The organism is Allomuricauda sp. ARW1Y1 (genome assembly GCF_013407935.1).
In the GTDB taxonomy this organism is placed as follows: domain Bacteria; phylum Bacteroidota; class Bacteroidia; order Flavobacteriales; family Flavobacteriaceae; genus Flagellimonas.
This window is the reverse complement of sequence record NZ_JACBZU010000002.1, coordinates 247,956-272,549: the sequence shown is the minus strand read 5'-3', so window position 1 is coordinate 272,549 and position 24,594 is coordinate 247,956. Positions and strand designations below refer to the sequence as shown.

The 24,594-nt window shown below is 44.2% G+C and carries 21 protein-coding genes and 1 riboswitch; of the genes, 9 read left to right on the top strand and 12 right to left on the bottom strand.

The genetic code is table 11. The features are described from left to right. Window positions 1–128 precede the first annotated feature (128 nt). The 3 genes from GGE08_RS06015 to GGE08_RS06005 are packed head-to-tail and all read left to right on the top strand — an operon-like array spanning window position 129 to window position 5,921. Window positions 129–1,211, top strand: coding sequence for an efflux RND transporter periplasmic adaptor subunit (locus GGE08_RS06015; RefSeq protein WP_179383998.1), 1,083 nt, complete (start codon window positions 129–131; stop codon window positions 1,209–1,211). 20 nt (window positions 1,212–1,231) lie between these two features. Further along, entirely contained in the window at window positions 1,232–4,504 is a 3,273-nt protein-coding gene (locus GGE08_RS06010; RefSeq protein WP_179383997.1) for an efflux RND transporter permease subunit, read from the top strand. After that, entirely contained in the window at window positions 4,494–5,921 is a 1,428-nt protein-coding gene (locus GGE08_RS06005) for a TolC family protein (protein ID WP_257023964.1), read from the top strand. Before GGE08_RS06010 ends, GGE08_RS06005 begins: the two co-directional genes overlap by 11 nt. Before the next feature lie 192 nt (window positions 5,922–6,113). On the opposite strand, the gene GGE08_RS06000 is transcribed toward GGE08_RS06005, so the two are convergent. The 5 genes from GGE08_RS06000 to gndA form a co-directional block, all read right to left on the bottom strand. Then, on the bottom strand, window positions 6,114–7,286 hold the full coding sequence (locus GGE08_RS06000; protein WP_179383995.1) for an amidohydrolase family protein: 1,173 nt from the start codon (window positions 7,284–7,286) through the stop codon (window positions 6,114–6,116). 112 nt (window positions 7,287–7,398) lie between these two features. Next, window positions 7,399–7,929 carry a nuclear transport factor 2 family protein gene (locus GGE08_RS05995; protein WP_179383994.1) on the bottom strand — a complete coding sequence of 177 codons (531 nt, stop codon included), beginning with the start codon at window positions 7,927–7,929 and terminating at the stop codon, window positions 7,399–7,401. Between the two features lie 71 nt (window positions 7,930–8,000). Next, on the bottom strand, window positions 8,001–8,489 hold the full coding sequence (locus GGE08_RS05990) for a DUF4440 domain-containing protein (protein ID WP_179383993.1): 489 nt from the start codon (window positions 8,487–8,489) through the stop codon (window positions 8,001–8,003). A 117-nt stretch (window positions 8,490–8,606) separates the two neighbouring features. Further along, window positions 8,607–9,458: a ChaN family lipoprotein gene (locus GGE08_RS05985; protein ID WP_179383992.1), complete on the bottom strand. Its 852-nt coding sequence runs from the start codon at window positions 9,456–9,458 to the stop codon at window positions 8,607–8,609. Between the two features lie 477 nt (window positions 9,459–9,935). Further along, entirely contained in the window at window positions 9,936–11,345 is a 1,410-nt protein-coding gene (gene gndA, locus GGE08_RS05980) for an NADP-dependent phosphogluconate dehydrogenase (protein WP_179383991.1), read from the bottom strand. Between the two features lie 163 nt (window positions 11,346–11,508). On the opposite strand from gndA, the gene zwf reads away from it, so the two are divergent. Beyond that, window positions 11,509–13,041 (top strand): glucose-6-phosphate dehydrogenase, encoded by a 1,533-nt coding sequence (zwf, locus tag GGE08_RS05975; RefSeq protein ID WP_179383990.1) that lies wholly within the window; start codon window positions 11,509–11,511, stop codon window positions 13,039–13,041. Between the two features lie 100 nt (window positions 13,042–13,141). Beyond that, window positions 13,142–13,867: a 6-phosphogluconolactonase gene (gene pgl, locus GGE08_RS05970; RefSeq protein WP_179383989.1), complete on the top strand. Its 726-nt coding sequence runs from the start codon at window positions 13,142–13,144 to the stop codon at window positions 13,865–13,867. On the opposite strand, the gene GGE08_RS05965 is transcribed toward pgl, so the two are convergent. The 6 genes from GGE08_RS05965 to GGE08_RS05940 form a co-directional block, all read right to left on the bottom strand. Then, window positions 13,848–14,393: an acyl-CoA thioesterase gene (locus tag GGE08_RS05965; RefSeq protein ID WP_127141615.1), complete on the bottom strand. Its 546-nt coding sequence runs from the start codon at window positions 14,391–14,393 to the stop codon at window positions 13,848–13,850. The two genes, pgl and GGE08_RS05965, sit on opposite strands and share 20 nt — an antisense overlap. A gap of 27 nt (window positions 14,394–14,420) precedes the next feature. Beyond that, window positions 14,421–14,786, bottom strand: coding sequence for a 6-phosphogluconate dehydrogenase (locus GGE08_RS05960; RefSeq protein WP_179383988.1), 366 nt, complete (start codon window positions 14,784–14,786; stop codon window positions 14,421–14,423). 19 nt (window positions 14,787–14,805) lie between these two features. Next, a complete protein-coding gene (rmuC, locus tag GGE08_RS05955; RefSeq protein WP_179383987.1) occupies window positions 14,806–16,122 on the bottom strand; it encodes a DNA recombination protein RmuC in 1,317 nt (438 codons plus the stop codon). 61 nt (window positions 16,123–16,183) lie between these two features. Beyond that, a complete protein-coding gene (locus GGE08_RS05950; RefSeq protein WP_179383986.1) occupies window positions 16,184–16,963 on the bottom strand; it encodes an ABC transporter ATP-binding protein in 780 nt (259 codons plus the stop codon). Further along, window positions 16,963–17,994 carry an iron ABC transporter permease gene (locus GGE08_RS05945; protein ID WP_179383985.1) on the bottom strand — a complete coding sequence of 344 codons (1,032 nt, stop codon included), beginning with the start codon at window positions 17,992–17,994 and terminating at the stop codon, window positions 16,963–16,965. Before GGE08_RS05945 ends, GGE08_RS05950 begins: the two co-directional genes overlap by 1 nt. Next, the gene (locus tag GGE08_RS05940) at window positions 17,995–19,146 is read right to left on the bottom strand and encodes an ABC transporter substrate-binding protein (protein WP_179383984.1); all 1,152 of its coding nucleotides are present in this window, start codon (window positions 19,144–19,146) and stop codon (window positions 17,995–17,997) included. It lies immediately after the preceding gene. Between the two features lie 55 nt (window positions 19,147–19,201). Then, window positions 19,202–19,433, top strand: a riboswitch (cobalamin riboswitch). Window positions 19,434–19,501: 68 nt separating this feature from the next. On the opposite strand from GGE08_RS05940, the gene GGE08_RS05935 reads away from it, so the two are divergent. Beyond that, window positions 19,502–21,364: a TonB-dependent receptor plug domain-containing protein gene (locus tag GGE08_RS05935; RefSeq protein ID WP_179383983.1), complete on the top strand. Its 1,863-nt coding sequence runs from the start codon at window positions 19,502–19,504 to the stop codon at window positions 21,362–21,364. 30 nt (window positions 21,365–21,394) lie between these two features. On the opposite strand, the gene GGE08_RS05930 is transcribed toward GGE08_RS05935, so the two are convergent. Next, on the bottom strand, window positions 21,395–22,888 hold the full coding sequence (locus GGE08_RS05930; RefSeq protein WP_179383982.1) for a S41 family peptidase: 1,494 nt from the start codon (window positions 22,886–22,888) through the stop codon (window positions 21,395–21,397). 213 nt (window positions 22,889–23,101) lie between these two features. Between GGE08_RS05930 and GGE08_RS05925 the strand changes: the two genes are divergently transcribed. Genes GGE08_RS05925 through GGE08_RS05915 form a run of 3 tightly spaced genes read left to right on the top strand, consistent with a single transcriptional unit; the run spans window position 23,102 to window position 24,585 of the window. After that, window positions 23,102–23,611, top strand: a complete 510-nt coding sequence (locus GGE08_RS05925) for an RNA polymerase sigma factor (protein ID WP_179383981.1) — start codon at window positions 23,102–23,104, stop codon at window positions 23,609–23,611. Beyond that, window positions 23,598–24,032: a hypothetical protein gene (locus tag GGE08_RS05920; protein ID WP_179383980.1), complete on the top strand. Its 435-nt coding sequence runs from the start codon at window positions 23,598–23,600 to the stop codon at window positions 24,030–24,032. Before GGE08_RS05925 ends, GGE08_RS05920 begins: the two co-directional genes overlap by 14 nt. 13 nt (window positions 24,033–24,045) lie before the next feature. After that, window positions 24,046–24,585 carry a DUF4252 domain-containing protein gene (locus GGE08_RS05915; protein WP_179383979.1) on the top strand — a complete coding sequence of 180 codons (540 nt, stop codon included), beginning with the start codon at window positions 24,046–24,048 and terminating at the stop codon, window positions 24,583–24,585. Window positions 24,586–24,594: the final 9 nt, after the last annotated feature.

Genomic DNA, 24,594 nt, shown 5'->3' with positions numbered 1-24,594 from the left:
GTAAGGCCTTACTTGTGCTTTGCAACCAGCAACCCTTTGGGTAAAAATCAATAACCAAGGGTAGGTCCCTTTATGTGGATTCGGACTTCCCTTGACCTTTTCAAAACATTTTTTAAACCAGTAAAACTATGAGGAGATTTTCTATCTTCATCGGCTTGTTTGTAGTGTTGTGCTATGCGAGCTGCGAATCCAAAAAACACGAAAACAAGGAAGAGACCAAGTATCTCGTATCAAGTCCAATCCAAATGGACACGTCTATCACCAAGGATTATGTCTGCCAAATCCATTCCGTTCGCCATATTGAACTTAGGGCTTTGGAAAAAGGGTATTTACAACATATTTATGTGGACGAAGGGCAACATGTAAAAAAGGGACAACAAATGTTCCACATTATGCCCAATGTGTACCAAGCCGACCTACAAAAGGCTAAAGCGGAAGCCGAAGTCGCTGAAATTGAATATAAAAACACCAAATTACTGGCAGACGGGAACGTTGTTTCGGCCAATGAGCTGGCCATGGCCAAAGCAGAATTGGATAGGGCCAAAGCAGAGGTTAGTCTGGCGGAAACCCATTTGGGCTTTACAGACATCCGCGCCCCTTTCGATGGCATAATGGACCATCTCGAAGTTAGGGAGGGAAGTCTTTTGGATGAAGGAGAGCTGCTGACCAAACTCTCTGACAACTCCAAAATGTGGGTCTATTTCAATGTGCCCGAAGCAGAGTACCTGGATTACATTACCACCACCAAAAAAAATGAAAAACAACAGGTGGAACTGCTGATGGCCAACAACAAAAAGTTCAACCAGGCGGGAATTGTGGAAACCATTGAAGGAGAGTTCAACCACGAAACCGGAAACATTGCCTTTAGGGCAACGTTCCCCAATCCCGACGGTATTTTAAGGCATGGGGAAACCGGAAGTATTTTGATGAAGGTACCGTTGGATAAAGCGATGCTTATTCCACAAAAGGCCACTTTTGAAGTATTGGACAAAAAATTTGTCTTTGTGATCGATGAAAACGATACCGTTCAGCAAAGGGAAATCGAAATCGGTGCTGAATTGCCTCATCTTTTTGTTGTTGAAAAGGGACTCTCCTTGAACGATAAGGTACTCTTGGAAGGTATCCGAATGGTTCGGAACGGGGAAAAGATTCATTACGAATTCGAAAAGCCCGAATCCGTATTGTCACACCTAGAGTTGTATGCTGAGTAACAATCCCATAATCATAAGCAATGTTTAAAAAATTTATACACAGGCCAGTATTGGCCATTGTGATTTCGGTCATAATCGTGTTTACGGGACTGTTGGCCATAAAACAACTGCCTATTTCGCAGTTCCCACAAATCGCCCCCACCACGGTCAATATATTTATTGCCTATCCGGGTTCTAGCGCCGATGTTCTTGTAAAATCAACCCTTATTCCCCTAGAAACGTCCATTAACGGAGTACAGGGTATGCGGTACATCGCTTCCGATGCCACAAGTGCGGGTGAGGGAACGCTTAGGGTGATTTTTGAACCGGGCACCGACCCCAACCAAGCAGTAGTAAGAGTGAAAACACGGGTCGACCAAGTAATGCCGTTGCTGCCGGAGTTGGTGCAGCGTGAAGGGGTGATCATTACCCCGGTACAGCCCAGTATGTTGATGTATGTGAACCTGTACAGTGACGCCAAGAACAATGATGAAAAGTTCCTGTACAATTATGCATATACCAAAATTATTCCCGAAATACAGCGTATCAATGGTATCGCCAGTGCCCAAATTCTGGGAAGCCGCAAGTTTGCCATGCGCGTTTGGTTGAAACCTGATAGAATGCGGGCATATGACGTTTCCGCCGAAGAAATCATCACGGCCATGGAAGAGCAGAGTATTTTGGCCCGTCCAGGTCGCTTGGGGCGTAGCTCGGGGAAACGTGCACAGTCACTTGAGTATGTATTGGTGTATCAAGACCGATACAATGAGCCTGAACAGTACAAAGACATCATTATTAAAGCCAATGATGAGGGTGAGATGCTGAAACTTGGTGATGTTGCCGATGTAGAACTCGGAAGTGAGTTCTTTGATATTTATTCCAACTTGGATGGCGATCCATCCGCTTCCATAGTGCTAAAACAGACCTTTGGCAGTAATGGTAGTGATGTTATCGATGCCGTAAAGGAAAAGCTCGTGGAGCTTGAGGAGGAAATGCCCCCAGGAATCGATTATAAGATAAGCTATGATGTGTCCAATTTCTTGGATGCTTCTATAGAACAAGTGTTACATACCCTACGAGATGCATTTATCCTTGTTGCAGTGGTGGTATTCCTGTTCTTGGGCGATTGGCGTTCGACTTTGATTCCGATCATTGCGGTACCGGTATCACTCATTGGAGCTTTCTTTGTAATGCAGCTCTTCGGACTGTCCATTAACCTGATTACCCTATTTGCCCTGGTGTTGGCCATCGGTATTGTGGTGGATGATGCCATTGTGGTGGTAGAGGCCGTCCATATGAAGATGGAAAAGGAAAATTTGACAGCCTACAAAGCATCTTATGAGGTGTTGGGAGAAATTGGGGGAGCCATTATTGCCATTACCATGGTAATGGTGTCCGTATTCATTCCCATTTCCTTTATGACGGGCCCAGTTGGGGTATTTTATAGACAGTTTTCCATTACCATGGCGGGGTCTATTATTATTTCCGCTTTGGTCGCACTTACCCTTACACCAGTGCTATGTGCCATGATGCTGAAGAACAATCATGGGAAGCCCAGAAGAAAATCACCCATAAACCGATTTATTGATTGGTTCAATCGCAAGTTTGAAAAACTCACAGGACGATATATCGGTGTATTGAGCAAGATTGTGAATCGAAGGGTGGTCACATTTGGTGTGTTGATCGTTTTCTGTGCCGGAATATTCTTTACCAATCAGACACTTCCTGCAGGATTCATTCCCAATGAGGACCAAGGAATGATCTATGCGATCATCCAGACGCCTCCCGGTGCCACGTTGGAACGGACCAACGATGTGGCCAGAAAGCTTCAGGCCATTTGCGAGGAAACCGAAGGTGTGGAATCTGTTTCATCTTTGGCGGGATATGAAATCATGACCGAAGGACGGGGCTCCAACGCCGGAACTTGTCTCATCAACTTAAAGCCATGGTCGCAGCGGGAACATTCCGTGCACGAAATAATGGAAGAATTGGAGGAAGAGACCAAAGACCTTGGAGCGGTCATCGAATACTTTGAACCGCCAGCCGTACCCGGTTTTGGTTCATCAGGTGGTTTTGCCATGCGTTTGTTGGACAAGACCAACGGTACAGATTATCATGAGTTTGAAAGAATCAACAATGATTTTATGGATGCCCTGCGTGAACGTAAGGAACTCGCTGGTTTGTTTACGTTCTATGCGGCCAATTATCCGCAATATGAGCTGAAAATCAATAATAAAGCAGCAATGCAAAAAGGAGTTTCCATAGGAAAAGCCATGGAAAACCTGAACATTCTCATTGGTAGTACCTACGAGCAAGGGTTCATCCGTTTTGGGCGATTCTTTAAGGTGTATACCCAAGCTGCTCCTGAATATCGTAGTATGCCATCCGATTTGGAAAAACTCTTTGTCAAGAACGAAGAAGGGGAAATGGTGCCCTATTCTGCGTTTATGAGCATGGAAAAAAGATTGGGTCCCAACGAGATTACCCGATATAATCTATACAACTCGGCTGCCATTCGAGGTTTGCCAGCTTCAGGTTTTACAAGTGGCGACGCCATAAAGGCCATAGAGGAGGTTGCAGAACAAACCCTGCCAAGGGGCTACGACATTGCCTGGGAAGGGCTTAGCTACGATGAAGCGCAGCGCGGAAATGAATCTCTCTACATTTTTATAGTAGTGCTCATCTTCGTGTACTTGGTGCTTGCTGCACAATATGAGAGCTTCTTGCTACCCTTGGCGGTGATTCTATCACTTCCTGTTGGTATTTTCGGTTCTTTTTTCCTTTTGAAGGCCATGGGACTAGCCAACGATGTGTATGCCCAGATCGGTATTATCATGCTGGTGGGGCTGCTAGGTAAAAATGCGGTTCTGATTGTAGAATTTGCCGTTCAAAAACGTCGCGAAGGCTCCAACATTCGGGATGCGGCCATAGAAGGAGCCAGACAACGTTTCCGACCTATTTTGATGACTTCCTTTGCCTTTATCGCAGGCTTGATTCCATTGGTAATAGCCACAGGTGCCGGTGCCATTGGAAATAAGACCATTGGCGGTTCGGCGATGGGGGGCATGATTGTAGGAACCATTTTCGGGGTCCTGTTGATTCCTGGTCTGTATTACGTATTTGCAAAAATGGCTGATGGAAAAAGTTTGATCAAGGATCAGCATGACGAACCGATGTCGGAGGAGTTTTTCCATCGAAATGACACGGTGTTCAAATTGAAGGCCCGCCTGCGCTTGATGAATCAACGTTTGAAAAAAATGACGACTGCAAAAAATGGAAACAAGAATAAAAAAGGCAATCAGGATGAATCATAGAAAAACACTTTTAATTGGAATGATAGGGATGATTGTCCTTTATTCCTGTGTGCCCACAAGAGAAATCAGGGATGAGGACGTAGCAGTCCCAAAAAACTATCAAAACCAATCAACCGATACCTTAAATACTGGTTTAGTGGAATGGAAGGAGTTTTTTAAAGACCCCAATCTCATTGCCTTGATCGATACTGCCTTGGTCAAAAACCAAGAGTTGAACATTATGTTGCAACGAGTGGATATGGCCCAGAATAGGATTCAAGCCAAAAAAGGGGAGTATTTACCCTTTGTGAACATCCAGGCGGGAGCTGAGGTCGACAAAGTAGGTGAGTACACCCGAAATGGCGCCGTTGAAAAAAACCTAGAGGTAAAGGAAGGCGAAGAGTTCCCCGAACCCCTGACCAATTATGGGGTCGGGGCGTTCGCTACATGGGAGCTCGATGTATGGAAGAAGTTGCGCAATGAGAAGAAGGCCGCCGTATACGAATACCTTTCCAGCGTAGAGGGCAAAAACTTTATGGTGACCAACTTGGTCGCGGAAATTGCCGATTCGTATTATGAATTAATGGCATTGGACAACCAAATGGTCATGATAGACCAAAACCTGGAGATACAGCAGAATGCCCTTCGTATGGTGAAATTGCAAAAGCAAGCCGCCCGTGCTACGGAGTTGGCAGTGAAGCGCTTCCAAGCTGAGGTAATGAAAAACCAAAGTCATAAGTATGAAATCCAACAGCAGATCGTGGAAGTGGAGAACCGATTGAACTTTTTGATCGGACGTACCCCTCAACATATCAATAGGGCCTCCGATAGTTTTATTGATGCACCTATCGATACCATGTATGCCGGAATACCATCGCAATTGTTGCAAAATCGTCCCGATATCCGTAAAGCCGAATATGAACTGGCAGCCGCCAAATTGGACACCAAAGCGGCCAAGGCCAATTTTTATCCGCAGTTTACGATAAAGGCAGGTCTAGGGCTGGAAGCCTTTGATTCGAAATACCTGACCACTACTCCGGAATCCGTTCTATATTCGGCCATTGGTGATATGGTAGCGCCTTTGATCAACAGAAATGCAATAAAGGCTCAGTACAAAAGTGCTACCGACCGACAGTTGCAAGCTGTTTTTGAATATGAAAAGGCCATTTTGAATGCCTATATCGAGGTGGCCAACCAGTTGTCCAATATCGATAACTTAAAAAAGAGCTATGAATTAAAGGATGGTCAAGTACAGGCCCTAACGGAATCCATAGACCTCTCTACGCGTTTGTTCCAATCTGCAAGGGTGGAATATATCGAGGTGCTTTTGGCACAGCGTGAGGCTTTGGAGTCCCGTATGGAGCTTGTAGAGACCAAAAAAGACCAGTTGCTGGCCCAGGTAAATATGTACCGCGCCTTGGGAGGTGGCTGGAATTAAGTCTCCCAAATCGATAGTTTCACCTACTGCCTTGGCTATTGATTTACCCAAAAGGAAGCCCGGTTTACAATTGTAAATCGGGCTTCTGATTATATAGAAGTTAGATTGATAGGTGCTAGGTTCCCTGGGATAAAAGCATGCTTTTACATTGCTTTTGTATGAGGTAAATACAGTTTTATATAGTGGTAAGTTTTATTCCCTTTTGCCATTTTTCCACACTTCGCTAATGTTTTGAAGATTTGCGATGTCTTCCAAAGGGCTGTCGTTCAATACAACAAAAGTGGCTTTGCTGCCCACAGACAATTCGCCTATGGGCAAATTGAACGCTTTCGCGGCGTTTCCGGTTGCGGTTTTAAGTATTTCGGTGTTTGATAGCCCCGCCATTTGGTACAGGTCTAACTCCAAAAAGTAATCTTTGCCAAAATCCATCTGACCCTCTTGCGCATCGGTACCAGCTACTAGTAAAATGTTGTTTTCGTGGTATTTTTTTATGATGGCCGCCCTTTCCGCTGCGTTTAGGAGGTTGGCGTTGACCCACTCGATCATAAATGGGGGAAGACCATCCATGGATTTTAGGGATATTCCGCCAGTGGGGACAATAAAGGCGCCGCTTTGTTGTATAGTTTGATAGTAGGAGTCATCAATCGGCAATTCATCCTTAAAGTCTACCATATGTACAAAACCATCGGGTTTAAACGCAGCAATCTCCAGCATTCCTTCTACCGTAGTGGCATGGACAACCACTTTATATCCCTTTTCATGTGCATAGTCAATGATTTCCTTGATTTGTGGGTAATCCAATGTTGGTTGCGCGGGATTGCCCATAAAACTGCGGTTTTCATGAATCACCTTGATATAATCGACCCCATTTTGAATACGGTTGTCGACCCACATTTTAATGGACACGGAATCGTTTATGGTTTCCATACCGGGACTGAACTGTGTAGGATGGCCATTGGGAACCGTGGCGGCATTCCCAGCGCCATATAAGGAAGAAAAACCAACGGAATCACGGGTCATTTCTTTCCAGTCGCTCTCCCTGTCTTCAAGTCCCGTATGCATATTGAGCAGAGTCAGTATGCCATGTTCATACCCTCGCTGTAAATGCTCCAGTTCGGAGGCGTGAACATGGGCGTTGACCAAACCTGGAACAATAAATTTACCGGCCCCATTTATAGTGGAGTCACCCGATATTTTTTCCGAGGTAATCGCAGCAATGGTGTCATTGTTGATACCAATATGTACCCTGCCCATATCCTTGTGACCATCGAATAAATGGACATTTTCAAAAACCATATCATACGTTACGGGTTGGGAACAGCTGCCCATAATGGCAAAAAGCAATAGTAATAGGAGTTTTTTCATTTTTGGTACTTTTTGTAATTGTTCTCGGTCATTATTTTAGCGCTTGGGCATCTTAGATGCAGAACCTCTTTTGGAAAAAATATGGTCTTGTTTATTTATTCGAACGTGAACCTTACTCTACCATGGTCGAATCCGGAGCTTGGCTGGGCATGGGAAGCTCGGTAACGGGTGCGTCCCAGAGAACTTTCCATTCCCCTTCCATTTTTTCCCAGAGCACCAAATAGTTGCCTTTATCTTCCATTGCGGGAATGGGTGAGGTTTCATTGGGTGTAAATGTTAAGCTGTATTTGCCGTATTCTGTCGCCAAATGGCCACTGGCCTTCACTTCTTGGGTATTGAGGTCCAACTGCCATTTTCCGAATAGGATATTTTGTTTCCACGCTGCTTTATAGTTCTCAATCCCTACAATTGCCGGTTGATTGGGCATAAATTGAATACAATTATCCGCAAAGTGCACAGCAGCGGAATCAATCATACCCGAAGCGTAAAATCCCTGGATTTTTTCATTTTTTGCTTCAATGATTTTTTGGATTTGGGCAGAATATGCCTCCCCTGATATAGGTTTAGCTGTGGTTTGCTCACAACTAGCAGCAAACAGAACTAACAGCAATGCTGAAAGAATACATACGAATTGATTTTTCATAATGATATAGTTAATGGGTTAATAAATACACTGTTTTGTGCGGGGGAACTATATCAAATATGTTTTAAAAATTACTCCACGACCAACGATGATGCAAGTTCCCTGTGCAACTTCCATTCACCGTTCTTATTTTTTTTCATGATGACCAAAAAAGTATCCTCCATTTCGTGTACCGTTCCATTTTCATCGGTGTAGTATACGGAGCTTACACCAAAATCATAGGCCATGGTGTCGGACAATATCACGGTTTCCTTCGGATTCATTTTGATACTGTCGTACCGAAATTTGTTTCCGTGCTGTTCCCTCAGCTTTCGATAGGCAATCCAATCCTCGCTGCCCGGGCCTACCGAGATCATATCCTCTGTGGTAAACTTGCCCAGATCTCCGTAGCGTTTTTCCTTGACGGTTTGCTCGAAGGATTTTCGCACCTCTTCAATCTTGGCCAATTCGGCCGCAACATCAATTGTATCGGTGTCAACGGGCTCCGCTACCGCCTTATCCTGTTTTTCTCCACAGGACAGGAAGGTCACTGTTACAAGAATAAATACTAGTATTTTCATGGTCGGTTGATTTTTTCCCTATCCTTATATTGGGAATACGAATGGATAGGGTGTATAATTTCCTAAAAATAAGGAAATTATCCCTTGTTGGAACATACCTCTGAAAAAGTAGTGCAATTAATAGGTTGTGGTCATGTTTTGATCCACACAGATAATGAAATCAGCCAAATTTTCATTTTCCTCCTCCAGTTTGTGGACGTTTTCCTGTGTTACGGTGGAAATGGTTCCGTAGTCCAAATCAGGTCGTTGCAATTGCAAATACCAAAGAATGCCTTCATAATCGTTGGAATGGTAGGCCCCGTTGTAGTGCAAAAACAGGGAGCCTTCCTTATAATTTTGAAGGATAAAGTGGGCCATCGTGGCATCTTTTATGGCTTGTGCCATCACCAAGGTGGGACTGCCATGGTCGCCCATCATTTCTAGAATGTTTTTGTATCCGGGCAGCTCAGGGTCATAGGCAATGGGCAAAGGTGCAATCCATTCCTTTTCTTGGGCTGGGAGGGAATCCAAGGCTTCAAAACCACCTCTGTATACCATGCTGGCGTAGCGTCTGGGCACATTGGAAGCCACAAACACCAAACTACTGTCCCTGGCAAAGTCCACCAATGGGGCATAATCCGTTTTATGGTTGTTCCAGAGTCTTGCGGTGGAGTCCAGTGCTTTATAATCGATTTTTCCCGACAGGTAATCGTTGAGTTCATCCTGATTATCGGCCTCGATCATTTCGGCACCCAAAATAAGTTGGCGTTTGGAATGCAGGTCTGCCGTAAGCTCATATTGCAACCAATGCGCAATGGGATTGTTGTGCAGCTCCCCGAAGAGCACCATATCCTTATCCTCAAGGGTTTTGAGCATTTTTTTATAGGAGACCTTTTTCCCTTTCGCGTTGTAAATAACATAGGGTGCTTTTTGAGCGGATATGGTCAAAAAGGATAGGGCAAAGACAAATAACAGGTGTTTTTTCTTCATTTTTGTTTTAAAGTCTTTTATTTTTCAAACTGACACCTCTTTTTTAAGTTAGTCGATATTTATATTTCAAAAGCTGTCAATTCGAGTGAAATTCCGAAGGAATTTTTTATCGAGAATCAGCTTTTTGACTTGAAATTCTGGTTCTCGATACGATTTTTCTAAAGAAAGATCACTCGAACTGACAAATTTCATCCCAAAAGAGTAGTGCTTAGGTTATTGATAACCCAAATGCCCTGAGAACATAAAGCACCCCAAGTACTATAAATACAATCAGCCCAAACACAATGTTGATATCATATGATAACAACCAATAATCGTAATTTTTCTCTTTTCGATTTCTTTTGATAAGCAATATTAACCAGATTACTGATGCGACTATCATTACGACCCCGATAATCAAATCAGTGAAATCTATCATTAACTACCTTATAAACAGCGACGTCGTATAATCCTCTTCACAAACAACTATATAGTTCTTTATTTCTCCCACTCCGTATGAAAAATACCTTCACGATCTAAGCGCTCGTAGGTGTGAGAGCCAAAATAATCGCGTTGCGCCTGAATCAAATTTAATGGCAAACGACTGCTGGTGTAGGCATCAAAATAAGTGAGTGCGTTGGACAATCCTGGTAACGGAATGCCGTTGGCTGCTCCATAACTGACCAATTCCCTTGCGGCATCTACCGTACTTTGTACTTTTTCCACAAAAGAAGGGGAGAGCAGGAGGTTTTGTAAATCTTTATCGGCTTGATAGGCTTCGGTAATATCGGCCAACAAGGCTGCCCGGATAATACAGCCCGCGCGCCATATTTTGGCAATTTCGCCCAGCTCCAGTTCGTAACCGTATTCCTTGGAGGCATCGGCCAACTGATGCATGCCTTGCGCATAGGTAATGATAAAGGCAAAGTACAGTGCCTGTTCCGCTTTTGCGGTAAAATCAGCCTTATCCACCCCTTTAGGGGTAGGACGGTCATACAATTCGTCCGCTTTGATGCGTTCGTCTTTCAATGCGGATATTTCCCGCATGCTCACCGCAATATCGATAGTGGGTACCGGGATGCCCAAATCCATGGCATTTTGGGAGGTCCATTTTCCGGTTCCCTTTTGCTTGGCCTTGTCCAAGATCATATCCACAAGATCATTATCGGTCAACTCGTCCTTTTGGGCAAAGATTTCCGATGTGATTTCCACCAAGAAGGATTGTAATCGTCCTTCGTTCCATTCAGCATAGGCCTTATGAAGTTCATCGTTGGTGAGTCCGCCCGCTTTTTTGAGCAGGTCGTATATTTCGGAGGTCAACTGCATCAATCCGTATTCGATGCCATTGTGCACCATTTTCACATAATTTCCTGCAGATTTTGGTCCCAAATACGCCACACAGGGTTCCCCGTTGTATTTGGCGGAGACCGCCTCAAAAATTGGTTTTACGTGCTGATAGGCTTCTTTGGAACCACCAGGCATGATGCTCGGTCCTTTTCGGGCTCCTTCGGCACCTCCTGAAACCCCCGCTCCAAAAAAGTTAATCCCTTTTTCCTTTAAATAAGCTTCCCTACGGTCGGTATCGGTATAAAAGGAGTTTCCTCCATCGATAATAATATCTCCTTTGTCCAAGTGGGGCAACAACCCTTCAATAACACTATCCACAACTTTTCCTGCGGGCACCAACAGCATGATTTTCCTTGGGGTTGACAACCACTTTACAAAGGTCCCGACATCCGAAGTGGCATTTACCTTGGCAGGATCACCCCCTTCTTTGATCAAAGCGCTTACTTTTTCTTCATCCAGATCGTTGCCAAATGCAGTGAATCCGTTATCGGCCACATTCAAAATAAAATTACGTCCCATTACCCCAAGGCCCACAAGGCCAAAATCATACGTGTCTGTCATTTTGGTATTTCTTCTTCTTTTGATGTTAAGACAACCCAAAGGTTGTGGTTTCTTCAATTAAGAACCTAAAATAAACCTTATATTCGTCATGCTCAAAAATAATGACACCTTTTGCAGTGAGCGGTGTTGAGGGAGCACAATCTGCCAGAAACCAAAGAACACTATGAAAAAGACCGATAATCAAATGCTCGTAATTTTTGGGGCTTCGGGCGATTTAACCGCTAGAAAGCTGATACCTTCCCTGTTCAACCTCTACATGGCCAAGCAACTCCCGGAAAACTTTGTGGTGCTTGGCGTGAGCCGAAGTGACCTATCGGACGAGGCATTTCGTGACCGGGTGGTCTATGAAAGCAAATACTTGGCTGCGAAAACCGAAAAGCTGGACAAGGACAAGGTAAAAGGTTTTGCGGACAAGCTGTTTTATGAAGATCTGGGCAAGAGTTACGATACGGATTACGGTACGCTCCGCAAACGGGTGGAGGCACTCAAGGAAAAGTACAATACTTCGGGCAATATTATTTATTATTTGTCCACACCGCCCACACTTTACGAAACCATTTCCCACAACCTTTCCGATGCGGGCATGAACACGCAGAACAATGGTTGGAAACGCTTGATTGTGGAGAAGCCTTTTGGTTATAGTTTGGAGACGGCCCAGAAATTGAACAAAGGACTTCACAAATATTTTAGGGAGCACCAGATTTACAGAATCGACCATTATTTAGGGAAGGAAACGGTGCAAAACTTACTGGTGACCCGTTTTTCCAACAGTATTTTTGAGCCTTTGTGGAACCGAAACTATATCCAACGGGTTGAAATCACCAATGCCGAAAGTGTTGGCGTAGAAAAACGTGGTGGCTACTATGATAAATCGGGTGCCCTTCGGGATATGTTCCAAAACCATTTGTTGCAGATTGTTTCCTTGGTGGTGATGGAGCCCCCCATTGGTGCGGATGCCGAAGAAATCAGGAATGAAAAAGTAAAGGCATTGAAGTCGCTCCGTATTATGACAGACGAAAAAGAACTTTTTGAGAATACCATTCGAGCTCAATATGTGGCTTCCAAAGTGGATGGAAAAGATGTAAAAGGCTATCGGGAGGAAGATGGAGTAGACCCTAATTCCACCACAGAAACCTATGCGGCCATTAAATTCTATGTGGACAACTGGCGTTGGCATGGGGTTCCCTTTTATGTGAGGACTGCCAAACGAATGCCCACCAAGGTAACGGAGATTGTCATTCACTTTAAAAAGCCACACCATCAAATATTTAAGGGGTCCGAAATGCAGGAGATGGACAATAAATTGATTATCCGTATCCAACCCGATGAGGGGATTCTTATCAAGTTTGGTGTAAAGGTTCCGGGACAAGGATTTAAGGTAGAGCGCGCCAATTTGGATTTTTACTACGCCAATTTGGCTGAAACTTACGTGATGGAAGCCTATGAACGCTTGTTGTTGGATGCCATGCAAGGGGATGCTACGCTCTATGCCCGCGCCGATGAGGTGGAGGCAGCATGGGAATTTGTGGACCCTATTTTGAATTATTGGAGCAGTGGAAAGGATGTTCGCATGTATGGTTACGCTGCTGGTGCCTGGGGACCTGAAAATGCGGATGATTTGATTGAAGATGATGGATATTGGCGTAATCCCAGCGAAAACTTGGCCGATGACCCAGGGTATTGCGTAATCTGTTAGATACGATTATCAATAAGCGATAGACAATGATCATTTTTCTGTTCGAGATGTCATCCTGAGCGCAGTCGAAGGAAAAGTCGAGAAACAAAATTAATTGAACATGAATTTGAAAATATATAAAGACAAACAAAAGGTAGCTGAACAGTTTTCCAGCTATTTTGTGGATCAAGTGAAAGACAAGGGTACGTTTCATGTAGCCCTTTCGGGCGGGAGCACCCCCAAAATAGTTTTTGATGTACTGGCCGAAAATTTTTCGGATAAGGTAGATTGGAAGAAGATACATTTTTATTGGGGAGACGAACGTTGTGTGCCTCCTTCCGATGATGAGAGCAACTATAAAATGACAGTGGAGCACCTGTTTTCCAAAATTGAGGTGCCCAAGGAGAATATTCATAGGATATTGGGAGAAAAAGACCCCAAGGGCGAAGCCTTGCGCTATGCCAATCTGCTTGAAATCAATTTGGATAGGGTAGAAGGCGTGCCCCAATTCGATTTGGTCATTTTAGGAATGGGCGATGACGGACATACGGCTTCCATTTTCCCGCATGAAATCGAACTTTGGGATGCGGAAGACCATTGCGTAGTGGCCACCCACCCTGATTCGGAACAAAAACGGGTGTCCATCAACGGAAAAGTGATCAATACTGCCAAAGAGGTCGCTTTTTTGGTCACAGGGGCATCAAAATCGGAGAAAGTTAAGGCGGTGGTGGAGAAAACCGAAGGTTCGGAAGCGTATCCGGCGTCTTTGGTAAATCCAGCATCGGGGAATTTAGTATGGTTTTTGGATGAGGAGGCTGCCGCAGAGCTCAATCAAAATCCATCTTAACGTTTTCGCCCTGTAAAAACTCCAAGTACTCGTTTACCTTAAAATTGTTGGATTCATATTTACTATCGCGCTGAAAGGCCGATTGTTTACGTTCCTTGCTCCGCGCAAAACGGCGAATGTCCTGTTTGGTCTTGAGGATCAATCCGGGAACTGTTTTGTTTTTTCCGTCCTTTCCCTTGGCTACCATGGTGAAATAGGAAGAATTACAATGTTTGACCATTCCTGTGGTCACATTTTCCGATTCTACACGAACCCCGACCACCATCGAAGTTTTACCCGTATAGTTGATGGATGCCTTTAAAGTAACCAGTTCGCCCACATCAATTGGGTTCAAAAAATCCACACGATTCACGGAGGCTGTAACGCAATAGCTTTGCGAATGTTTGGATGCACAGGCAAACGCTATTTGGTCCATGAGATTGAGAATGTGTCCGCCATGCACTTTACCGCCAAAATTGGAGTGGGAGGGCAGCATAAGTTCCGTGATGGAAACCCTGCTTTCTCGGGATGATTTGAATTTTTTCATGTGTTGATGGGGTTAGGGGTGTGTCATCTAGTTCCTGAAAATCGGTGACTTCTCCGATTTTACCTCTGTGATAAAATATTTAGTATCGCCCAGCCAGAAAAAGGTAGCGTAGCGTTCCTTGTACGTGACTTTGATGTACTGTCCTTGGTACTCCTTCATTTTTTCAATAATCTCTTTTTCGCCATCTTCCACGGAAAACGAAAATACATTGGTACCCGATAACCCCTGACTGATTTGCCCTTCCCAGGTTTTCACCATGACGCCCTTTCTGCTGAACTTTATCAATTCTCCGGAACGATAGCCTTCACTGTATGGCACGTAATACACAAAAGCAAAATAGCCCACGACACCAATTACAATAGCAGCTATAAGAATGGTTATAATTTTTTTCATGGTCAGTGTTTATGGTGTTTTATTGATCTAACTCTTCAAAATCGTCATCATGGGCCCTTTTTAAAATAGGTTCGGGAAGGGATTTTTTGGCCTTGGCCCCCATTTTTTTCAATTTTTCTATGGTAGTCACGATATTGCCGCGTCCTTCAACCAATTTGTTCATGGCGCCGCGATATTCACTTTTCGCCTCATCCATCTTCTTCCCGACTTTGGTCAAATCGCTTACAAACCCTTCAAATTTGTCGTAAAGTGCACCTGCTTGTCGTGCAATCTCAATGGCATTGCGTTGTTGCTTTTCATTGCTCCACATCGAATCTATCGTTCGCAACGTAGCCAATAAGGTTGATGGGGTAACGATAACAATATTTTGTTCAAACGCTTTGTTGTACAGGGAGTTGTCTTCGTTGATGGCAATGGCGAAAGCAGGTTCTATGGGCACGAACATCAACACAAAATCGGGGCTCTCCATTTCGTAAAGGTCTTCATACTTTTTGGAGGAGAGCTGTTCCACGTGCCTTCTCAAAGAGTTGATATGGTCTTTCAAGAATTTGGGTCTGTCTTCTTCTTCCGCGTTGGTGTATCGCTCGTAATCTGTTAATGAAACCTTGGAATCCACCACCATTTTTTTGCCATCAGGTAGGTGGATAATAACGTCGGGCATTACCCGAGTGCCATCCTCTCGTTGGAAGCTTTGCTGAACGCTGTATTCACGATCTTTTTCCAATCCAGATTTTTCCAGAACCCGTTCCAACACCAATTCGCCCCAGTTCCCTTGCATTTTGCTATCGCCTTTCAGGGCTTTGGTCAAGTTTTCCGCCTCTTGAGTGATTTTTAGATTTTGTTGTTGCAGGCTTTCCAACTGTTGTTTCAGCGAAGAGTTGATGCTGATATTTTCCTTTTGTGACTTTTCTACTTTTTCCTCGAACTCCTTAATTTTTTTATTGAGGGGAGTCAGGATGTTTTCAATATTCTCTTTGTTGCTTTTGGTAAATTTTTCGCTTTTCTCGTCGAGAATCTTGTTGGCCAGGTTTTCAAACTCCTTGGTGAATTTCTCTTGGAGCTTTTCCAGTTCCTGTTTTTGTTCCAGCAACTTATCCTCAAGATTTTTTGATTTAGATTCTTCTCGGGCCAAAGCAATCTCCAATTCGGACTTTTTCTGTTGTAGCTCTTTCAATTCACCTTTCAAGGATGTCTCCAGTTCTTTAGATTTGATTTCCCTGTCCATCCACACACTTTCTGTGGATTTGGTTTTCAGTTTTTGAACATACATCCCTGCAACAAGACCAATGGCCAATGCTAAAATGCCAACAATTACATAGATCAATTCTGTACTCATGAAAAATTTTATGAACGATAAAGATAACGGATTCCATTTGATGCCGAAATGTAAAATGTACTTACTTGTTCACTTTAAACGAACCCGTTTTAGCATCAAACTGTACCATTTCCGAAGGAAACAATCGATCAAAGTGTTTTTGCTCGATAAGTTCGCACGGGTCTCCGAAAGGATGCTCTTTTCCGTCCAAAATCAGGATTCGGTCACATAGCTGTATAGCCAGGTCGATTTCGTGGGTGGTAAACAGAATGGTTTTTTGACGTTCATGTGCCAATCGTTGCAGCATTTTTAAGATTTGTACCTTGTGATATAGATCCAAATGCGTAGTAGGCTCATCCAACAAGATTAAAGAAGTGTCCTGTGCCATAGCTCTTGCCACCAATACTCGTTGTAGTTGACCATCACTAAGTTCGTGGCATTTACTGTTCCGAAGTTCGTTCAACAAAAAAGCATCCAAACTCGCCTCTATCTGTTGTTTGTCGGTTTTTGTCAAGGTGCCCAACCAGTTGGTGTAGGGTTGTCTTCCCAAAGCGATCAATTCCTGTACGGTAAGGTTTTTGGAAGCGGGTGGTTCCGTCAGTACCACGCTAAGTGTCTTGGATAGGGCGGTGGAGCCATATTTTTCCAAGGATTGGCCATTCAACGAAATAGCTCCACCAAGTTTGGGTTGAAACCTCCCCAAGGTGCGTAGCAATGTTGATTTTCCGATGCCATTGATGCCGACAACTCCACATAACATTCCAGCTTCCAAATCGAAATTGATGTTGTTGGCCACACTTTTGTTGCCGTACCCGATGGACAGGTTGGTAATGGACAGTATGTTTTTCTCCGTTTTTACCATCAGAACATCATTTTACGTTTGCGTACCAAAAGCCAAATCACCACAGGCGCCCCCACCAAGGAGGTAATCGCATTAATGGGCAAAACACTGGCGGAATTGGGCAATTGTGCCAAGGTATCGCACAACAACATCAAAATGGCACCATACAGCATTACGGCAGGAATCAACACTTTGTGTTCCATGGTATCAAAGATTTGACGGGTAAGATGCGGCACGGCCAAGCCCACAAAAGCAATGGGTCCGGCAAAGGCCGTAATACCACCCGCCAATAGTCCCGTGGCAATGATGATGATCAACCGGGATTTGTTGAGTGATACGCCCAGACTTTGTGCGTAATGCTCGCCCAAGAGAAAGGCATTCAACGATTTTATGGAGGAGATGCTCAACAGAACACCTAAAAGTACAATGCCTCCCAACAGCAACAGCTGATTCATGGACAGATTTCCCACGCTCCCAAACGACCAAAATATGAAGCGTTGCAAGTTTTCAGCGCTTGAGAAATAGGCCAATACGCTTACAATGGCCGAGGTAATGCTTCCGAACATCAGTCCGATGATCAGTAAGGCCATGGTGTCCTTTGCGCGCTGTGCCACAATCATGACCACCAAAAGCACCAAAAAGCTGCCAACACTGGCTGCAATGGCCAAGGAAACATCGCTCAAAAACCCGAAAGCGGTGTAGCCTGCCAGGAGGGAAGTGCCCATCAACAATAAAGCTGCACCCAAACTGGCCCCAGAACTGATGCCCAAGACAAATGGGCCAGCCAACGGATTTCTAAACAGGGTCTGCATCAAAAGTCCACTCAACGATAGACCTGCACCGACCAAGATGGAGGTAAAGGCCTTGGGTACCCGATACTCCCAAACAATGTACTCCCAAGAAACAATCTCGGGTGTTTTTCCCCACAAAAGGGAAACCACATCTAAAAACGGAATGCTCACCGAACCCGAACTAATGTTCAATAGCAGAGCGCATAGGAGTGCCAATGCCAAAAGCACGAAAGAAATCCGATATGTCCGCGAGGCTAGCATTTAGGGCAAGGGTTTGATGAATTGGAGTTGATGCTCCGGCAATAACGCTGGATGCAATATTTTGATAAGGTCTTTGAGCACGATATCCGGGTGTTGCGGAGCGGTTTCATAGAAGATGAGTCCGCCCTTTTCTCCTTTGTCAATGGCGTTGGAATAGACCTTTTTGTTTTTAAAGGCGTCAAACTCCACATGATGGGTGTTGGCTTGGGCCAATTCATCGTAGGTAGTCTGTGCCGAGGGATTGAACCAGAACTCTGCATTCTGTGCTTTGGCCAATACGGTTTCCAAGCTCAGACCGATGCTTCCTGTTTCAGCAGTGTTGGCCCACAAATAATCGGCGTTCGCATCCTCCAGAAATTGGGCCATCCAACTTTTTCCACCTGCTACGTACCAGACATCTTTGTATAATCCACCTGTTAATACCGTGGGTTTTGAGGTCGCTTTTTGTACAAGTTCCTTAGCATTACGGTAGGAAGCTTCAATTTCTGTAAAAATGCTATCTCCCAAGGTTTCCTTTTGAAAGAAGGGCGCAAAAAACTTGACCCATTCGGCTTTGCCCAACGGACTTTGCTCCACCCAATCCCCATTATATACCACTGGGATGCCTGCCCGTCGCATGATGTCGTAAGCATTGTTATCCTCATTGATGCTAAAACCAACAATGAGTTCGGGATTTAGTTCGAGCACCATTTCGGTATTAAGCCTGTCGTTCATTCCCAAATCCTTGATGGCTCCTTGGGCAATGCGCTCCCTTGCCGCTGGGGACGAGATATAATCGGTGTTTGGAAAGCCCACAACAGCGTTTAGCTCCCCAAGCTGGATGATTGGTTCCATATGCGTTGTGGAAGTAAGTACTATGTTTTCAACAGGCGTCCCAATAATAGCATCGTAGGCATCACGAGGGAAGGTCATACTGGCAAGTTTTTGCTTCGGGACCAAAGCATAGGTGAAACTTTTTGCCCCAGGCCATGCAGCGGTAACTTCAATAAGAGTGATGTCCCCCTCTTTTGTAACGGTAAAACCTTTGGCGTAGCTTATGGACGATGGTACTGTTTCATTGTGATGGATCTCCGCTTTTTTTTCCTGTTTGCAGCCCATCAACACAAACAAAACGAATCCTAGGATTGGAATTGACCACTGTTTTTTTGCCATGGGTCAAAAGTAAGATTATTTAAGTTTTGCAGAAAAAGATTAAACGGAATGACTAGCTTTGGGCTTGAATTTTGGTTCGCACGGATGTTTCCGTGGGATTAAAAGGGAATCCGGTGCAAAACCGGAGCTGTTCCCGCAACTGTAAGCTGTGCCGAATCGGCACTGATGTTTTTGAGCATCAGTACGTAGTAGGTGATTGTCTCAACTTCAAAACCACTGCCCGACCGGGTGGGAAGGTAGAGGACAATACGCAAGCCAGGAGACCTGCCAAATTCAAACAAACAATGTTAAACTTTCGGGATAAAAGTTTACGTATGCATCACATACTATTCTCCCGTTTATTCAATTAAACGAAATGAAAAAAAATCATTTATGGTTGATTACCGCCTTATTGGCGGGTAAGGGGGTCTTTGCGCAAAATGTACCGCAAGATTCACTTAAACTGCAGCAACTGGACGAGGTTGTTGTCAGCGATTCAAAATTTGAGCTGAAACGAGAAAACTCTGGTAAAACGGTGATCAAGATTACCACAGAGGAACTGCAACGGAACCAAGGTAGGACCGTTGCCGAAATCATCAACACCAAAAGCGGTATCGAAATTGCGGGAAGCCGCGGTAGGGATGGCGCCGTACTGGGGACGTTCGCCCGCGGTGGACGGGGTCGCCAAGTGCTGATCGTAATCGATGGGGTTCGGGTATCGGACCCTTCCACCTTTTCGGCAGAGTATGACCTTCGCTTGCTTTCTCCCAACACTATTGAGTCCATCGAAATTATTAAAGGGGCGGCCAGCACGCTTTATGGTACCAACGCTGCAACCGCCGTGATCAACATCACAACAAAGAAAAGTTCCGAGAGAGAGGTCGCTGGTGCTTTTGAGACCAGTATCGGAACCAATCAAACTGCTGATGACCAGAGTTACGACTTGGGAAGCATCCAAAATTCAGCCAACGTAAACGGTACGTTGGGCAAGTTGAATTACGGGGTCGATTTTTCCAATCGATACAGAAGTGGAATGTCGGCAGCAGTCACACCACAGAACGAAGAGGACATTTTTTCCCACTTCAGCACCAACGTGCGGTTGGGGTATCGGTTTTCGGAACAATTTGAGCTTCAGGTATATGGAAACCAGACCAAATTTAAAAATGAATATGATGCCAGCATGATGGATGCCCCAAATTTGGGCGAGAACGAACAACAAAGGGTAGGGCTATCCTCGGAATATACCTATGGCAAAGGTTCGGTACATTTGAATGCGGCGTATTCGGATTATGAGTCCGAGGCCAACGACACCTTTGGTGAGAGCATTACGGAGGGTAATAACTGGGTGTTCGACTTGTACCATAAATATGTGTTCGGGGAGCAATTTCATACCATAATAGGTGTAAACTACATCAAGGATGAAGCTATCTTCACGGAGGAAGTTGATTTCACCATTGTGGACCCTTATGCCAATGTGGTCTATGTTTCAGATTTTGGCCTGAATGTGAATGCAGGGGCGAGACTGAACAATCATTCGGAATACGGGAACCATTTTGTGTACAACGTAAATCCTTCTTTTGTTTTTGATACTGAAAAGGGATATGTGAAACTATTGGGCTCCTATGCCACCTCTTACATCACACCTAATTTGACCCAATTGTTCGGTGCCTTTGGGGGAAATCCTGATTTGGAACCCGAAGAAAACACCACCATTGAAGGGGGCGTGGAGTTGAAAGTGGATAACACTTTTAGGGTTAGCACCCTTTATTTTGATAGGAATGAAACCAACGCGATTGGTTTCGATGCCAATTTTACGAACATCAATGTAGCGGACGAAATCGATGCCAATGGGGTAGAGGTAGAAGCCTCTTGGTTGCCATGGAGCGATTTTCGGGTAAATGCCAATTACACCTTTACGGAGCGAAAAGGGGACAATGCCATCCGTATTCCCAAACATAAGGCGAACCTATCGTTTTGGTACCAGTTCTCGGAAAGTACCAATACATCGTTGGATTATGCTTATACGGGCGAACGTTTTGATACAGATTTTAATACGTTTACCGACATCGCCTTGGAACCATTTTCCCTGTTGAACTTTGCCATCCGGCATGAGTTGATCAAAAATAAATTGAACGTATTCCTAAATGCGGATAATTTATTGAACGAGGATTATAGGGAACTGCTTGGGTTTACCACTAGGGGACGAAATTTTAGATTGGGTTTTAGTCTCAATCTTTAAAAAAGAAAAGCGGCCATCTGGCCGCTTTTTTTATTTGTTCAATTGCAAAGGTTTTTCCAAATACATATGGTCCCTTACAGGTGTATGGATCCTTGAAGTGGTAAAGGCGTCTGCAGGCATTTCCACTGTAAAGTCCATTTTGGTGACACCTGGGGCAATCTCTTCCAGCGCACGCGCCAACAACGGCTCGGATACTTCTCCCAAAGTTCCAAGATTGGTCAAATCTTCACTGATGGCAATATCGGGAACCAGACCGTCAATATAATCGGAATTTCCGGCTGCGTTTACATTTATTCCCACCAAAGGCTGCAATCCCCAACTGTTTTGTGGATTGATATTACCTTCACGGTCACTGTTGTAAACAAAGGAGTTGCCCGGGTCGTCTACCAATGTGATTGAGAACTCGATTTTACCAGCAGTGGTTTCTCCAATATGAATAACATCCACATAGGGAGCAAGCCCGTTCATCACCAATTCACTGGCAGAGGCCGAACTCTCGGTAGCTATGACGAAAACCCTACTTAAATTCAAAGAATTAATAGGACTGCTTCCTGTAGAGTTGGCAAAGTAATCGGTTAGAAAGTCATCCGACAACTGTGCCTGTATCTTGTCGTTCCATTGTTGTTTAATATACACATCACTGGTATTGGTGCCATAAATCATACTGGCCAATAGGCGAGAAGTGTTCACGGAGCCTCCGGGATTATACCTTACGTCCAACACAAGTTCTGTGGCACCCTCGGCCTTAAAGGTGGCAAACGCATCGTTCAAATCCTCATTAAAACTGCTCAAAAAGCGATTGTACATCAAATAGGCCACTTTGGTTCCGTTCACATCCAGGGTTTTGGCCACAAGGATAGGGTCTTCCACTTGGTTTTCTATTTTGGTCAAGGTGACCTCTTTGGCACTATCGGATATGGCACCATTGGAAACCGTGGCCATACCGAGAGTATAAGTACTGTTGTCCCCAAACAAAAGTTCTCTGTAATTTCCTGTTGTAAGTTGCACGCCATCCACACGGGTAAAGAATTCCCCACGGGATATATTTTTGGTCGATGCATCAGAATCGGGCCAAATATATTGTACAAAACCAAAAACATTATTGGTGCCATCGATAAGTCCCAATCCAAATTCCACCCCATTACTTTGAGAGATGCCGGAAAGACTATTCACCAAATCCTTGTAGTTTTCGTTTTCAGAACTGAAACGATCGGTTGCTGCTTGAGTTCCTACTATTTCTCGATGATTGTTACAGATGGTATAATAAAAAATTTCTGGATCATTATATGATTCCAAAAAAGCCGTGTACTCCGCATCGGTAGCAAATCGGTCGTCGGCGAGGTCGGCGACATCGCCCTGCCAGAAATACCAGAGGTTCATGGCTTGCCACATAAAATCTTGTGCAATTACATTGGCACTTGGGTCGGGATTCGGGGTAGGTCCGTTTTGGATGCCATCATCATCGTTACTACAGGATAAAACAAACAGGGATAGCCCCAAAAACAGGAAGAAACACTTTTTCATAATTCAATTTTTAGTGAATTTACTCAAATTTTGTTCCAAATGTATCAGATGTAAAGGTTGATTTGAGTAAAATTACATAGTCGACTTTACAAAATTCCCCTGCAAAATAGGCTTATGGAGGCATATTTCAAATTTTTTGTAACAAATTTCGATATGTGTCGTCGTGATAGTGTAGGTCGATAAGAAAGACACAAAAACAACGAAGACAACCAAATGAAACAAACAGAATTTTTAAATGTGGTTTTACCTTTTCAGGATAAACTGTACAGACTCGCAAAGCGACTGTTGGTTTCCCGGGAGGAGGCGGAAGATGCCACTCAAGAAATTTTGTTGAAGCTATGGTCAAAGAACGAGTCCATGTCAGAGTACAAAAATGTTGAGGCCTTTGCCATGACGATGACCAAAAACTTTTGTTTGGACCGCTTAAAGTCCAAACAAGCAGGGAACCTAAAACTGGTCCACAGCAATTACAGCGACGACAACATCTCCCTACAGAAACAATTGGAGGCCGAAGACAGTGTAAGTTGGATGGAACGGATCATGGAAGAACTGCCAGAACAACAAAAAATGATATTGCAGCTACGGGATGTAGAGCAATATGAGTTCGACGAGATATGCGAGCTCTTGGACATGAAACCCACCGCAGTGCGCGTAGCACTGTCGAGGGCAAGGAAAACAGTACGGGAAGAATTGATAAAAAAACACAACTATGGAATTGGGTAACATAGAGAAAATATTGGAGAAGTACTTCGATGCCACTGCCACAGTGGACGAAGAAAGAACACTTAGGGCGTATTTTGCACAAGATGAGGTTGCACCCCACTTGGAACAGTACAAACCCATGTTCAACTACTTTTCCATGGCCAAGGAAGAAAAGTACACCAAGCAGGTACCATTAAAACCTAGAGTAAACTATTACAAGTGGCTATCCGTAGCAGCGGCCGTAGTTCTCGCCTTTGGCATTTATTTTGGCAATCAGTACCAAGAAACAAAACGCTTGGAACAGCAAAAGGCGGAGTACGCCTATCAGGAAACCAAAAAAGCTTTTGAGCTCCTCGCAGAAAACTTTAGTCGGGGAACAGAAAAAGTGGCCTACCTGAACGAGTTTGAAGAAGCAAAACAAAAAATTTACAGTAACAATTAAAAAACGTAACAAAATGAAAAAGTATATTTTAATCGCAGTAATGACCGTGTTGCCTTTGGCAGGATTTTCACAATCCCTGTTTGACAAGTTCGAGGATTTGGACGAGGTAACCTCTGTGGTAGTGAACAAAAGTATGTTCAACCTTTTGGCGAAAATCGATGTAGAGGTTGATGATCCCGAAGCACAGGACTTTATGGATATTGCCAGCAGTCTTAAAAGCTTAAAAGTCTTTACTACCGAGAACAAGAAAATCGGTGACGACATGAAAGCTTCCGTGGATAGCTACCTGTCCAGTTCAAAAATGGAGGAATTGATGCGGGTAAAGGACAAAGAAGCCAACGTGAAGTTCTACATCAAGGAAGGTAAGGATGCCGACCATGTAAGCGAACTGCTGATGTTCGTCACAGGAATGAAGAATGTAGAGGCCGATGGCCGAAAGTTCGAAACCGTGATTCTATCCCTAACCGGTGATATTGACCTGAACAAGATCAGTTCTTTGACCAAAAAGATGAACTTGCCAGAAGAATTGAACGAAGCAAGTAAAAAGAACTAAATAAACCTA

Bases quoted from the DNA above. Each gene is read 5' to 3' on its own strand.
- zwf (WP_179383990.1), top strand. From the start codon at position 11,509: ATGAAAAAGACCGATAATCAAATGCTCGTAATTTTTGGGGCTTCGGGC.
- GGE08_RS05940 (WP_179383984.1), bottom strand. From the start codon at position 19,146: ATGGCAAAAAAACAGTGGTCAATTCCAATCCTAGGATTCGTTTTGTTT.
- GGE08_RS05990 (WP_179383993.1), bottom strand. From the start codon at position 8,489: ATGAAAATACTAGTATTTATTCTTGTAACAGTGACCTTCCTGTCCTGT.
- GGE08_RS05960 (WP_179383988.1), bottom strand. From the start codon at position 14,786: ATGAAAAAAATTATAACCATTCTTATAGCTGCTATTGTAATTGGTGTC.
- GGE08_RS06005 (WP_257023964.1), top strand. From the start codon at position 4,494: ATGAATCATAGAAAAACACTTTTAATTGGAATGATAGGGATGATTGTC.
- GGE08_RS05935 (WP_179383983.1), top strand. From the start codon at position 19,502: ATGAAAAAAAATCATTTATGGTTGATTACCGCCTTATTGGCGGGTAAG.
- GGE08_RS05965 (WP_127141615.1), bottom strand. From the start codon at position 14,393: ATGAAAAAATTCAAATCATCCCGAGAAAGCAGGGTTTCCATCACGGAA.
- GGE08_RS06010 (WP_179383997.1), top strand. From the start codon at position 1,232: ATGTTTAAAAAATTTATACACAGGCCAGTATTGGCCATTGTGATTTCG.
- GGE08_RS05985 (WP_179383992.1), bottom strand. From the start codon at position 9,458: ATGAAGAAAAAACACCTGTTATTTGTCTTTGCCCTATCCTTTTTGACC.
- GGE08_RS05930 (WP_179383982.1), bottom strand. From the start codon at position 22,888: ATGAAAAAGTGTTTCTTCCTGTTTTTGGGGCTATCCCTGTTTGTTTTA.
- GGE08_RS06015 (WP_179383998.1), top strand. From the start codon at position 129: ATGAGGAGATTTTCTATCTTCATCGGCTTGTTTGTAGTGTTGTGCTAT.
- GGE08_RS05995 (WP_179383994.1), bottom strand. From the start codon at position 7,929: ATGAAAAATCAATTCGTATGTATTCTTTCAGCATTGCTGTTAGTTCTG.
- GGE08_RS06000 (WP_179383995.1), bottom strand. From the start codon at position 7,286: ATGAAAAAACTCCTATTACTATTGCTTTTTGCCATTATGGGCAGCTGT.
- GGE08_RS05915 (WP_179383979.1), top strand. From the start codon at position 24,046: ATGAAAAAGTATATTTTAATCGCAGTAATGACCGTGTTGCCTTTGGCA.
- GGE08_RS05950 (WP_179383986.1), bottom strand. From the start codon at position 16,963: ATGGTAAAAACGGAGAAAAACATACTGTCCATTACCAACCTGTCCATC.
- GGE08_RS05925 (WP_179383981.1), top strand. From the start codon at position 23,102: ATGAAACAAACAGAATTTTTAAATGTGGTTTTACCTTTTCAGGATAAA.
- gndA (WP_179383991.1), bottom strand. From the start codon at position 11,345: ATGACAGACACGTATGATTTTGGCCTTGTGGGCCTTGGGGTAATGGGA.
- rmuC (WP_179383987.1), bottom strand. From the start codon at position 16,122: ATGAGTACAGAATTGATCTATGTAATTGTTGGCATTTTAGCATTGGCC.
- GGE08_RS05945 (WP_179383985.1), bottom strand. From the start codon at position 17,994: ATGCTAGCCTCGCGGACATATCGGATTTCTTTCGTGCTTTTGGCATTG.
- pgl (WP_179383989.1), top strand. From the start codon at position 13,142: ATGAATTTGAAAATATATAAAGACAAACAAAAGGTAGCTGAACAGTTT.
- GGE08_RS05920 (WP_179383980.1), top strand. From the start codon at position 23,598: ATGGAATTGGGTAACATAGAGAAAATATTGGAGAAGTACTTCGATGCC.